The 12,844-nt window shown below is 65.1% G+C and carries 9 protein-coding genes; all 9 read left to right on the top strand.

Features of this window, described 5'->3' with window-relative positions; all coding sequences use genetic code 11:
- The first annotated feature begins 31 nt into the window (after positions 1-31).
- The 9 genes from E3O11_RS04520 (at position 32) to E3O11_RS04480 (ending at position 12,823) form a co-directional block, all read left to right on the top strand.
- Entirely contained in the window at positions 32-2,332 is a 2,301-nt protein-coding gene (locus E3O11_RS04520; protein WP_092449286.1) for a bifunctional alpha,alpha-trehalose-phosphate synthase (UDP-forming)/trehalose-phosphatase, read from the top strand.
- A 46-nt stretch (positions 2,333-2,378) separates the two neighbouring features.
- Positions 2,379-4,073: a dihydroxy-acid dehydratase gene (gene ilvD / locus E3O11_RS04515; RefSeq protein ID WP_092449285.1), complete on the top strand. Its 1,695-nt coding sequence runs from the start codon at positions 2,379-2,381 to the stop codon at positions 4,071-4,073.
- Positions 4,074-4,159: 86 nt separating this feature from the next.
- On the top strand, positions 4,160-5,968 hold the full coding sequence (locus tag E3O11_RS04510; protein ID WP_092449284.1) for an acetolactate synthase large subunit: 1,809 nt from the start codon (positions 4,160-4,162) through the stop codon (positions 5,966-5,968).
- Between the two features lie 2 nt (positions 5,969-5,970).
- Complete coding sequence (gene ilvN / locus E3O11_RS04505; RefSeq protein ID WP_092449283.1) at positions 5,971-6,480, top strand: acetolactate synthase small subunit; 510 nt, start codon at positions 5,971-5,973, stop codon at positions 6,478-6,480.
- Between the two features lie 46 nt (positions 6,481-6,526).
- The gene (gene ilvC, locus E3O11_RS04500) at positions 6,527-7,555 is read left to right on the top strand and encodes a ketol-acid reductoisomerase (RefSeq protein ID WP_092449282.1); all 1,029 of its coding nucleotides are present in this window, start codon (positions 6,527-6,529) and stop codon (positions 7,553-7,555) included.
- Positions 7,556-7,639: 84 nt separating this feature from the next.
- A complete protein-coding gene (locus E3O11_RS04495; RefSeq protein ID WP_092449281.1) occupies positions 7,640-8,314 on the top strand; it encodes a DUF998 domain-containing protein in 675 nt (224 codons plus the stop codon).
- Positions 8,315-8,400: 86 nt separating this feature from the next.
- On the top strand, positions 8,401-10,044 hold the full coding sequence (locus tag E3O11_RS04490; RefSeq protein ID WP_092449280.1) for an alkaline phosphatase D family protein: 1,644 nt from the start codon (positions 8,401-8,403) through the stop codon (positions 10,042-10,044).
- A 23-nt stretch (positions 10,045-10,067) separates the two neighbouring features.
- The gene (locus E3O11_RS04485; protein ID WP_092449438.1) at positions 10,068-11,366 is read left to right on the top strand and encodes an alkaline phosphatase family protein; all 1,299 of its coding nucleotides are present in this window, start codon (positions 10,068-10,070) and stop codon (positions 11,364-11,366) included.
- A gap of 158 nt (positions 11,367-11,524) precedes the next feature.
- A complete protein-coding gene (locus E3O11_RS04480) occupies positions 11,525-12,823 on the top strand; it encodes an Nramp family divalent metal transporter (protein WP_092449279.1) in 1,299 nt (432 codons plus the stop codon).
- Positions 12,824-12,844: the final 21 nt, after the last annotated feature.

Raw genomic sequence — 12,844 nt, 5'->3', positions numbered from 1 at the left:
GCACCGCGGGTGTGCCCGGAACGGATGATCCATTACTTATTCAGCCGACTCCACGCGGTTCGACCGCGACCAGACCGCACTCGACGATTCAGGGGCTGACGCTGCGCCCGATGACACCGCAACCGGTGCGTACACGCTCGTCGTCGTCTCCAACCGGCTGCCGGTCGATTTCGAGGAGGGCGACGACGGTGCCGTCACCTGGCGCACTTCACCCGGCGGCCTGGTCACCGCACTCGAACCGCTCATGCGTGCGTCAAACGGCGCCTGGGTCGGCTGGCCCGGCGTCGCTGATCGCTCCTTTGCGCCGTTCGATAATGACGGCATCTCGCTCGTGCCCGTGCGGCTCAACGAAGAAGACATTGAGGACTACTACGAGGGCTTCTCCAACGACACCCTCTGGCCGCTCTACCACGACGTTATTGCGCCGCCGAGCTATCACCGCGAAACCTGGGACGCCTACGTCAGGGTGAACCGTCGATTCGCTGCCGCCGCCGCAGCGGTCGCCGCCCCCGGAGCCACGGTCTGGGTGCACGACTACCAGCTGCAGCTCGTTCCGCGCCTGCTGCGGGAGGCCCGCCCCGATCTCGTCATCGGCTTCTTCAATCACATTCCATTTCCGCCATATGGCATTTATGCTCAGCTGCCCTGGCGTAAACAGATTCTGCACGGCCTGCTCGGCGCCGACGTTATCGGCTTTCAACGAGTAGCGGATGCCGGCAATTTCTCCCAAGCGGTGCGTCGCCTCTATGGCTATGCCACCCGCGGCGTCGTTATCGACGTGCCCACCGGTGACAACGGCCAGAGCGGCCAGACCGGGGAGACTCGTCGTGTCATCGCCAAGCACTTTCCCATCTCGATCGACGCGGCCGCCTACGAAGAACTGGCTAGACGCCCCGATATCCAGGCCCGCGCACGTCAGATTCGGGAGGACCTCGGCAACCCGAAAACGCTCATGCTGGGTGTCGACCGGCTCGACTACACCAAGGGCATCGGCCACCGCATCAAGGCCTTCGGGGAACTGCTCGCCGACGGACGCCTGAGTGTCGAAGACGTCACCCTGGTGCAGATCGCGAGCCCGTCCCGCGAACGGGTCAGCACCTATATGGCCCTGCGCGACGAGATTGAACTCGCCGTCGGTCGACTCAACGGTGACTTCTCCACGATCAGCCACACCGCCATCAGCTATCACCACCACAGCTACCCGCGTGAAGAAATGGTCGCGATGTATCTCGCCGCTGACGTCATGCTCGTCACCGCGCTGCGTGACGGCATGAACCTCGTCGCCAAGGAATACGTCGCCGTGCGCTTCGATGCCGACGGGGTGCTCGTGCTGAGCGAGTTCGCCGGCGCCGCCGATGAACTCAAACAGGCCATCCTGATTAATCCGCACGACATCGACGGAACCAAGGACGCCATCGTGCGCGCGGTCGAGATGCCCCGGCGGGAACGCGCTAGACGTATGCGGTCGCTGCGCCGCAAGGTCGCGGAGAACGATGTTGCCGCCTGGTCGGCCTCGTTCCTGCGGGCCCTCACCGGCGGCGCTGCCGTGGCGGCCGGAATCCCCGACGATCTCGACCTGGCCTTGCAGAGTCTTGCCGGTGCCGAGAACGTGCTCATCGCCCTCGACTTCGACGGAACGCTGGCCCCGCACGTTGACCACCCCGAAGACGCCCGTGCAATCACCGGCACCCGGGAAGCCGTTCAAGCCCTGCTCGACCTGCCCGGGGTGCGCGTAGCCTTCGTTTCTGGGCGCGCCCTGGTGAGTCTGCAGCACGTTGCCCAGCCGCAGAGTTCGGTGTTGCTCACCGGCTCGCACGGCATCGAGGTTCAGCTGGACACCCCCGAGATTGAACTCAACCTGGTCTCCTCTGAGCTCGAACAGCTCGACACCCTTGCCCGGGTGCTCACCAGCATCTCCGGATCGATTGCCGGGACCACCATCGAGCGCAAGCCCGCCGGTCTGGCCCTGCACACCCGGCTCGCGACCGAGAAAGACGGCCAAACTGCCCAGCGCGAGGCAAGGGAACAGCTCACCGATCAGCTGCCCGGACTTACCGTTCGCGAAGGTAAGAACGTGCTGGAATTCTCGGTACGCTCCAGCACCAAGGGCGATGCCCTCGAGAAGCTGCGCGAGTACACCGGGGCCGACCGGGTGTTCTACGCTGGCGACGATGTGACCGATGAAGACGCCTTCGCGGCATTGCGTGACGACGATCTCGGCCTCAAGATCGGCCAGGGCGCGACCCTCGCCGGCTACCGGGTGCGCAGCCCCAAGGAAGTCACTCAGGTCCTCGTGCGCATCGCCGCACTCCGTGCTGGCCTTGCGCTCTGAGGCCCCATTGAAAATAGAGGGCGCCCTGAGGTTCTAGACTCGGGGCATGTCTGAGATCGATGTGAAACCCCGTAGCCGCGCCGTCACGGATGGAATCGAGGCCACCACATCTCGTGGAATGCTTCGCGCCGTCGGCATGGGCGACGCCGACTGGGACAAGCCCCAGATCGGCATTGCGAGTTCGTGGAACGAGATCACGCCGTGCAACCTCTCGCTCGACCGCCTCGCCCAGGCCGCCAAAGAAGGCGTGCACTCCGGTGGCGGCTACCCGCTGCAGTTCGGCACCATCTCGGTCAGCGACGGCATTTCGATGGGCCACGAGGGCATGCACTTCTCGCTCGTCTCGCGTGAGGTCATCGCTGACTCGGTCGAGGTCGTCATGCAGGCCGAACGTCTCGACGGCAGCGTGCTGCTGGCCGGTTGCGACAAATCCCTGCCCGGCATGCTCATGGCCGCCGCCCGCCTCGACCTCGCCAGCGTGTTCCTCTACGCCGGATCGATCGCCCCGGGCTGGGTCAAACTTTCCGACGGCACCGAAAAAGACATCACCATCATCGACGCGTTCGAGGCCGTCGGCGCCGTCAAGGCCGGCCGCATGAGTGAAACGGATGCGAAGCGCATCGAGTGCGCGTTCGCTCCGGGCGAGGGCGCCTGCGGCGGTATGTACACCGCGAACACCATGGCCAGTGTCGCGGAAGCCCTCGGAATGAGTCTGCCCGGCTCGGCAAGCCCGGCATCCGCTGACCGTCGCCGTGACTATTTCGCCCACCGCTCGGGCGAGGCCGTGGTCAACATGCTGCGCCTCGGTATCACCGCCCGCGACATCCTCACCCGCAAGGCATTCGAGAACGCCATCGCCGTGGCCATGGCCTTCGGCGGCTCCACCAACGCCGTGCTGCACCTGCTCGCCATCGCCCGCGAGGCCGAGGTCGAGCTGACCCTCGACGACTTCAACCGCATCGGCGACAAGGTTCCGCACATCGGCGACCTCAAGCCGTTCGGCAAGTACGTCATGAACGACGTGGACCGCCAGGGCGGCGTGCCCGTCGTCATGCGTGCGCTGCTCGAGGCCGGCCTGATCCACGGCGACGCGCTCACCGTGACCGGCAAGACCGTCGCCGAGAACCTCGCCGAGATCGACCCACCCGACCTCGACGGTGAGGTGCTGCGCACCCTCGACAACCCGATCCACAAGAGCGGTGGCATTACCATCCTCAAGGGCAGCTTCGCGCCCGAAGGTGCTGTGGTGAAGACCGCCGGCTTCGACGCCGCCGTCTTCGAAGGCCCCGCCCGGGTGTTCGAGCGAGAGCGCGCAGCGATGGACGCCCTGACCGAGGGGAAAATCTACAAGGGTGACGTCGTCATCATCCGCTACGAAGGCCCGAAGGGCGGGCCGGGAATGCGCGAAATGCTCTCGATCACCGCCGCCATCAAGGGCGCTGGGCTCGGCTCCGATGTACTACTATTAACGGACGGTCGATTCTCAGGCGGCACAACCGGACTGTGCATCGGCCACATAGCACCCGAAGCGGTGGACGCAGGTCCAATCGCCTTCGTGCGCGATGGGGATCTGATACGGGTCGATATCGCAGCTCGCACGCTTGACCTACTGGTCGCACCTGCTGAGCTGGCCGCCCGGCAAGTCGGCTGGGCGCCTCTTCCCCCGCGCTATACCCGGGGCGTGCTGGCAAAGTACGCAAAGCTCGTGCATTCCGCCGCCGAAGGCGCCATCACCGGCTGACGCTGCGCACCGGCTCACCGGCACACCCCGTGGGGACACGCTGATAGATGTCGCAAGACCGATTTCAAAGTAGGGATTCTACGATCATGACCACGGAAACCACGCCTGTGCCCTCGGCCCCCGCGTCCGCGGAGCCGGAAATGCTCACCGGTTCTGGGGCGATCATTCGCACCCTGGAGCTGCTCGGTGTTACCGACGTTTTCGGTATCCCCGGCGGCGCCGTCATCCCGCTGTACGACGAGCTGATGACGCAAACCAAGATCCGCCACATTCTGGTGCGCCACGAACAGGGTGCCGGTCATGCCGCCGAGGGTTATGCCTCCGCAACCGGCCGGGTCGGCGTGGCGATCGCCACGAGCGGACCGGGTGCCACCAACCTGGTCACGGCCATTGCAGACGCCTACATGGACTCGGTCCCGCTGCTCGCGATCACCGGCCAGGTCTTCTCGACGTCCATGGGAACGGATGCCTTCCAGGAGGCCGACATCATCGGCATCACGATGCCGATCACCAAGCACTCCTTCCTGGCTCGCCGGGCAGAGGAGATTCCGGCGGCCATCGCCTCGGCGTACCACATCGCCTCGACCGGACGCCCCGGCCCGGTGCTCGTCGACATCACCAAGGACGCGCAGCAGAACTTGGCACCGTTCATCTGGCCGCCGAAGCTCGACCTTCCTGGTTACCGGCCGATCGTCAAGGCCCACGGCAAGCAGGTGCAGGTTGCGGCCCAGTTGCTGCTCAATGCCAAGAAGCCGGTGCTCTACGTGGGCGGCGGTGTGATCCGGGCCAAGGCCTCACCCGAGCTCCTCGTGCTCGCCGAGACGACCGGCGCACCGGTCGTGACCACCCTGATGGCACGTGGCGCCTTCCCCGACTCGCACCCGCAGCACCTCGGAATGCCGGGCATGCACGGCACCGTTCCCGCCGTGCTCGCGCTGCAGGAGAGCGACCTCATCATTTCGTTCGGAGCACGCTTCGACGACCGGGTGACCGGAAAGATCAGCGAATTCGCCCCGAATGCGAAGATCGTGCACGTTGACGTCGACCCGGCCGAAATCTCCAAGATTCGTCTGGCCGATGTACCCATCGTCGGTGATGCCAAAGATGTCATCGCCGATCTCATCGTTGCCTGGCAGGAGGCGGTTCAGGCCGCCGCCCCCGACGCCGGTGTTCCCGACACCGCTGAGTGGTGGACCTACCTGCGTGGCTTGAAAGACGAGTTCCCGCTCGGCTTCACCGAGCCCACCGACGGCCTGTTGGCCCCGCAGTACGTGATCCAGCGAATCGGCGAGCTCACCGGCCCGGAAGCGGTCTACGCGGCCGGCGTTGGCCAGCACCAGATGTGGGCGGCGCAGTACATCAAGTACGAGCGTCCCAATTCCTGGCTCAACTCGGGCGGAGCCGGCACTATGGGGTACTCGGTTCCCGCGGCGATGGGCGCCAAGGTCGCCGAGCCGGACCGCGTGGTCTGGTCGATCGACGGCGACGGTTGCTTCCAGATGACCAACCAGGAACTCGCCACCTGCACGATCAACAAGATCCCGATCAAGGTCGCGATCATCAACAACTCCTCCCTCGGCATGGTGCGCCAGTGGCAGTCGCTGTTTTACGACGGGCGGCACTCCTTCACGGACCTGAACACCGGTCACGGCACCGCCATGGTTCCGGACTTCATCAAGATGGCGGATGCCTATGGTGCGCTCGGAATTCGGGTCACCAGCAAGGACCAGGTCGATGACGCCATCAAACTGGCCCTCGCCACCAATGACCGCCCCGTCGTCATCGACTTCATTGTGAGCCCCGGCGCCATGGTGTGGCCGATGGTTCCGCAGGGAGTCAGCAACAGTTTCGTTCAGTACGCCAAAGACCATGCACCCACCTGGGGAGACGAGTAACCGTGACGAGCCACGTTCTGAGCCTGCTCGTCGAGGACAAGCCCGGCCTGCTCACACGCGTCGCTGGCCTGTTCGCGCGTCGGGGCTTCAATATTGAGAGCCTCGCCGTGGGGCACAGCGAGATCGCCGGGCTGTCCCGCATCACGATTCTGGTTGACGTCGAGGACATCCCGCTTGAGCAGGTGACGAAGCAGCTCAACAAGCTGATCAATGTGATCAAGATCGTCGAACTCGACCCCACCCAGTCGGTGCAGCGCGAACACCTCCTGATCAAGGTCAAGGTGGACAACACGACCCGGTCGCAGGTGCTCGAAGCGGTCACCCTGTTCCGAGCCCGGGTCGTCGACGTCGCCGCCGACGCCCTCGTCATCGAGGTCACCGGTGACACCGGCAAGACCCAGGCGTTCTTGCGCATTCTCGAGCCGTTCGGAATTCGTGAACTTGCGCAGTCGGGCATGCTCGCCATCGGCCGCGGTTCCAAATCGATTACCGAGCGCGTCTTCAAAAACTAACGGTTTCAACTTTTTCTACTAATCAATTCACGAGGAGAAATACACATTGTCTGAGATTTTCTACGACAAAGACGCCGACCTGTCGATCATTCAGGGCAAGAAGGTGGCCGTCATCGGCTACGGCTCGCAGGGTCACGCCCACGCGCAGAACCTGCGCGACTCCGGCGTCGAGGTCAAGATCGGCCTGAAGGACGGCTCCAAGAGCAAGGCCAAGGCCGAAGAAGCCGGCTTCACCGTGCTGTCCACAGCGGATGCCGCGGCCTGGGCCGACGTCATCGTCATCCTCGCGCCCGACCAGGTGCAGCGTCATCTGTACAAGGACGACGTGCTGCCGAACCTGGCTGCCGGTAAGGCCCTCGTCTTCGGACACGGATTCAACATCCGCTTCGGGTACATCACGGCGCCCGACGGCGTTGACGTCGTCATGGTCGCCCCGAAGGGTCCGGGCCACACCGTGCGCCGCGAGTTCGAAGCCGGTCGCGGCGTTCCCGTGATCGTCGCCGTCGAGAAGGACGCCTCGGGCAACGCCTGGCCGCTCACCCTCAGCTACGCCAAGGCGATCGGTGGCCTGCGCGCCGCCGGCATCAAGACCACCTTCACCGAAGAAACCGAAACCGACCTGTTCGGCGAGCAGGCAGTGCTCTGCGGCGGTACCTCACAGCTGATCCAGTACGGCTTCGAGGTTCTCACCGAGGCCGGCTACCAGCCGCAGGTTGCGTACTTTGAGGTGCTGCACGAGCTCAAGCTCATCGTCGACCTCATGTGGGAGGGTGGCATCGCCAAGCAGCGTTGGAGCGTCTCCGACACCGCCGAGTACGGCGACTACGTCTCCGGCCCGCGCGTCATCGACCCGAGCGTCAAGGAGAACATGAAGGCCGTTCTCGCCGACATCCAGAGCGGCGCGTTCGCCGAGCGCTTCATCGCCGACCAGGACAACGGCGGAGTCGAGTTTCTCGCCCTGCGCAAGAAGGGCGAAGAGCACCCGATCGAGGCCACCGGCCGCAGCCTGCGCAAGCTCTTCGCGTGGAATGCCTCGAACGACGACGACTACACCGACGGTTCGGTGTCGCGCTAAGCATCCGCTTAGATTGAGGAAGGGGTTCTCGTTCGCGAGAGCCCCTTCTTCGTTCCCCGGCACGAGCGTCGAAAGGGCAGACGAATGACAACGGATGCCGTGGGCACCGAAAATCAAACGGTGTGGCGCAACCGCATGTCGGCCCTGGCCATGCTCGGCGTGTGCCTCTACGTGTTCATCGACGTGGCGCTGCAATTTCTGCCGCCGCACTACAGCCCGATCAGCGACGCCGAGAGCAACCTCGCGGTCGGGCCGTTCGGCTGGATCATGAACCTCAATTTTCTCGGGCGAGCGGTGTTCTGCGTCGCCGCCGTAGTGGCGATCGCGCTGGCGGCCAGGCTGCTGGTCCCACGGCGTCGGGACCTGCTGCTCGGCGCCGGCCTCGGGCTGTTTCTTGTTGGGGGAGCCAGCTCGGCCGTGCTCGCTTTCTTTCCGACCGATGTCAGCGCGTCCCACGAGAGCACCCTGCAGACGTCGACCACCGTCGGCGCCATCCACCTGGCCGTAGCGTCCTTCGGCTTCGTCGCGGCCCTGATCGCCATCCTGCTACTTACGGCCTGGTTGCGCATCCGCCGGGTTATGCCGCGGGTGCAGCCGTGGGCGATAGTTTTCGCGGCGTTCACCCTGACCGGTCTGCTCGCAGTGGTCGCCGCCAGTGCCTGGGCGCCCGGTGTGGTCGGGCTCGCGGAGCGCGTGGCCCTCGTGGGTATTCTGGGGTGGACGTGGTGCGTGAGCGCCGGAATCCGTCGACTGGCCTGACTTACACCAGCCGGCCCGCGCTGAACACTCGGTGAACAGAATGATCTCACTGCTAAGTATTCGGCAGTCGCCCCCAAACTGGGGTGATGTCTACTCTCTCTCGACGTGATCTCTTCTCGGCCGGTGTTTTCGTTGTTGCCGGCGCCGCAGCAGCGACCGTGGGCGGCCAGCCAGCCAGCTCGAACGCCGCCGTCCTGTCCGCCGGCACCCGATTCGACCACGGCGTTGCCTCCGGAGACCCGCTGCCCGACGGCATCCTGCTCTGGACTCGGGTCACTCCGATGACCGAAGCCGTACCCGGGTCGGGCCTGGGCCCCGACGTCTCGGTGACCTGGGAGGTGGCCGAGGACTCGGGCTTTTTGCGGGTCGCAGCGAAGGGCACGACCATAACCGGTGCAGCCCGGGATCACACGGTGAAGGCGACACCCACCGGGCTGCGGCCGTCCACCATCTACTGGTTTCGCTTCAGGTCCGGCGGAGTCGCCTCCCCGGTCGGTCGCACCAAGACAGCCCCGGCCGCCGGTGTCGCCATCGATCGCCTGCGCCTCGGTGTCGTGTCCTGCGCCAACCTGCAGGCGGGCTTCTTCACCGCGTACCGCCACCTCGCCGATCGCGGCGACCTCGACGTCGTGCTGCACCTCGGGGACTACCTCTACGAATACGGCGTCGGTGAGTACCAGGCCCGTGACGTGGTCGTGCGGCCACACGACCCCACGACCGAAATGATCACCCTCGAGCACTACCGTCGTCGGCACGCGCAGTACAAATCCGACCTCGACCTGCAGTCGCTGCACGCCGCGGTGCCCGTCATCGTCACCTGGGACGACCACGAATCCGCCAACGATGCCTGGTCGGAGGGCGCCGAAAACCACGCCGAGGGCGCCGAGGGCACCTGGAAGGCGCGGCGGGAGGCGTCCCAGCAGGCTTATGCCGAGTGGATGCCGGTGCGCTACGACGTGGGCGGCCAGCTCTATCGTCGCTTCGGCTTCGGCGACCTGGCGAGTGTGTCGATGCTCGACCTGCGCAGCTACCGCAGCGAGCAGGCCGCGAACATGGTCAGCGCCGACATCTCCAGCCCCGACCGCACCATCACCGGCACCGCACAAATGGACTGGCTCCTCGACGGGTTCACGCAAACCGACACGCAGTGGAAACTGGTGGGGAACCCGGTCATGATCGCGCCGGTGCGCTTTCCGTCGACGTTGTCCACCGCCGAGATCGGGGGAGTGCAGGCCCTCCTTGGCACCACGACGATCGACGGCGTGCCGTACAACGTCGACCAGTGGGACGGCTACGCCGCCGATCGCAGTCGTGTGATCAGTCACCTGCGCGACCACGGCGTCACGGATACCGTCTTCCTCACCGGGGACATCCATTCCGGCTGGGCCTGCGACATTCCGGCCGACCCGCTGACCTACCCGACAACCGGCACCTCCGTCGCCACCGAACTGGTCTGCACCTCGGTGACCAGCGACAATCTCGACGACATTCTCGGGGTGCCGCCGCGCACCGCGTCCCTCGCCGTTGAAACCGCGTTCCGGACCGCGAACCCGCACGTCAAATACCTCGACTTCGACTCGCACGGCTTCTCCGTGCTCGAGGTGACACCGGCAGCGGTGCGGATGGACTGGTACGTGCTGTCGGAGCGCACCAGCCCGGCGTCCACGAGTTCACTGTCGACGTCGTTCCGGGTCGCGGCCGGTACGCAGACGGTGACGGCCGCGTTGTGAGCGGCCTCGATTCGCTGACAGCGGTGAGCCAAGCAGACGGCATCGCCAACCGTCGGACATTTCTCAAGATCGCCGTGGGCGCCGGAGCTGCCGTCGTGCTGTCCGCTGCGCCGGGAGCGGCCTGGGCCGCGACATCCGCTGCTGCAGACCCAAGAGCCCCCGCCGCCCGTACTCGGGTGTACGTGCTGGTCATTGACGGATGCCGCCCCGACGAGATCACGCCCGAGCTCACACCCCGCCTGCACGCGCTGCGTACACAGGGCGTCAATTTTCCGGCGGCCCGGTCGCTCCCCATCATGGAGACCATCCCCAATCACGTCATGATGATGACCGGCGTCCGGCCGGACCGCTCCGGTGTTCCGGCGAATGCCGTCTACGACCGTGCTGAAGGTGTTGTGCGCAACCTGGACCGACCGAGCGATTTGCGGTTTCCGACCGTGCTGGAGCGGCTGCGAACCGGTGGCCTGACCACCGGATCGGTGCTCAGCAAGGAGTACCTGTTCGGAATATTCGGCGAACGCGCGACCTACCGGTGGGAGCCGGCGCCGCTCGTACCGGTGAGCGGCCACGCGCCCGACCAGTTCACGATGGACGCCCTCATCGCCATGGTCACGGCGTCCGACCCCGACCTGGTCTTCGCCAACTTCGGCGACATCGACCGGTTCGGGCATTCTGACGAAACCGGCTCTTCGGTCAAGATCGCCCGCACCGCCTCTCTTGCCCGGAGCGACTCTCAGATCGGTCGTTTCGTCGATCACCTGGTCACTGTCGGGCTCTGGGAGAGCAGTGTCATCATGGTGCTCGCCGACCACTCGATGGATTGGTCGATCCCCTCGAACCTGATCTCGATTGATCTGATTTTGCAGGATCACCCAGAACTGCGCGAGCAGGTCGTCATCGGTCAGAACGGCGGCGCCGACCTAGTGTACTGGGTGGGCAGCGACGCCGGCCGTGCTGCCGGACTCGCCGAAGTCCGTGCTTTGGTCACGGCCCACGAGGGGGTGCTCGCGGTGCATGAACCGGCAGAGCTGCGACTGGGCGCAAACGCCGGTAACCTCGTGGCCTACTGCCGGGCGGGCTGGCGTTTTTCTGATCCGGGCGTGCTGTCGAATCCGATTCCGGGCAATCACGGGCATCCGACGACGGAGCCGATTCCGTTCTTCATCTCCGGTGGAAGCCCGCGCGTGCGCACCGGAATCACCCTGTCGGACCCGGCGCGCACGATGGACGTAGCACCGACGGTGGCCGCTTTTTTCGGTCTCGCAGCGCCGGCCGGTGGCTATGACGGAGTCGACCGGGCGGTGGCCTTCACCTCCGTGTGAAAACCCGTTGATTACCCCATTATGGGTAGAGTCGAGGAATGCACCGGTCGCATGGCCGGTTCCGCTGGTCCTGTGCACCGATGCACAGCTTCGCCGCAAGTCCTGCAAAACGGGGGCCTGTGGGGCCTCCTTTCCACTCGCGTAAGGCCGGTACCACCATGACCTCAGGCAACAACACCGGCGACGTCAAGCTGGTCTCCCCTGCCCCCCTCGACGACGGTCCGCTTCCCAAATGGAAGATCGTTGGCCCCGGACTGGTCGTGGCCGCGACCGGCGTCGGAGCCGCCGACATGGTTGCCACCCTCGTCGCCGGATCCCGATACGGCTACGCCCTGCTCTGGGCGGTCATTCTCGGCGTGATCCTTAAGATCGTGCTGGTCGAGGGCGCCGGCCGGTACACCCTCGCTACCGGCATGACCATCTTCGAGGGCTGGCGGTCCCTCGGCAAGTGGACCACTTGGTACTTCGGGCCGTACATTATGTTGTGGGGATTCGTCTACGGGGCCACAGCCATGTCCTCCGCTGCCCTGCCCCTCGCCGCACTGTTTCCAGTCTTTCCGCTGCCGGTCTGGGCCGTTCTCATGGGTCTCGCCGGTCTGACCATGGTCTGGTTCGGCCGCTACGCCTTCTTCGAGAAGGTCACAGCAGTGCTCGTCGGCATCATGTTCATCACCGTCGTCGGCCTCGCCGTCATCGCCGTGCCCGACTTTCCGGCCATGCTCACCGGCCTCGTGCCGATCATTCCTGAGGGGGGAGTGCTTTACACGCTCGCTTTGGCCGGCGGTGTCGGCGGCACCATCACCCTCGCCGCTTACGGCTACTGGCTGCGCGAAAAGGGTTGGTCCACTCCGCGCTGGATGAAAGTCATGCGCATCGACAACCGCATGGCCTACGTCATGACCGGCATCTTCGTCGTCGCCATGCTCATCGTCGGCGCCGAGGTGGTCGCCGCTGCCGGTATCACCCTGAGCGCGGGGGACAAGGGACTGCTCGACCTCTCCACGGTGCTCAACGAGAAGTACGGCGTCGTCGTCGGTACCGGATTTCTGGTGGGCTTCTGGGCGGCATCGTTCTCATCGATCATCGGTGTGTGGAACGGCGTGAGCCTCATGTTCGCCGACTTCTGGGGCAATATGCGCGGTAAGAAGTCCGGCCACCCCGACACCCTCGTCGGTGGCAAATACTTCAAGTTCTACCTGTTATGGCTCACTTTTCCGCCCATGATCCTGTTTTTGCTCGGCTCACCGATCGGCCTCATTCTGGCCTACGGCGTACTTGGCTCACTGTTCATGCCGTTTCTCGCCATCACCCTGCTGGGACTGTTGAACGGCAAGCGCATCCCGCGGGAATGGCGCAATAAGTGGTTCACCAACGGTGCGCTGGGCATCTGCGCGCTGCTCTTCATCGTGTTGGGCGTGCAACAACTGGTCACCGCTCTGAAGCCGCTGTTCGGGTAGCTTCGGCGGCAACCGGATACT

Source organism: Cryobacterium levicorallinum (assembly GCF_004402405.1).
Classification (GTDB): Bacteria; Actinomycetota; Actinomycetes; order Actinomycetales; family Microbacteriaceae; genus Cryobacterium; species Cryobacterium levicorallinum.
The sequence above is the reverse complement of the archived record's forward strand: the minus strand, read 5'-3'. Positions and strand labels throughout refer to the sequence as shown.

Coding starts and splice junctions, on each gene's coding strand:
- ilvD (WP_092449285.1), top strand. CDS start 2,379: ATGTCTGAGATCGATGTGAAACCCCGTAGCCGCGCCGTCACGGATGGA.
- E3O11_RS04510 (WP_092449284.1), top strand. CDS start 4,160: ATGACCACGGAAACCACGCCTGTGCCCTCGGCCCCCGCGTCCGCGGAG.
- E3O11_RS04495 (WP_092449281.1), top strand. CDS start 7,640: ATGACAACGGATGCCGTGGGCACCGAAAATCAAACGGTGTGGCGCAAC.
- E3O11_RS04490 (WP_092449280.1), top strand. CDS start 8,401: ATGTCTACTCTCTCTCGACGTGATCTCTTCTCGGCCGGTGTTTTCGTT.
- E3O11_RS04480 (WP_092449279.1), top strand. CDS start 11,525: ATGACCTCAGGCAACAACACCGGCGACGTCAAGCTGGTCTCCCCTGCC.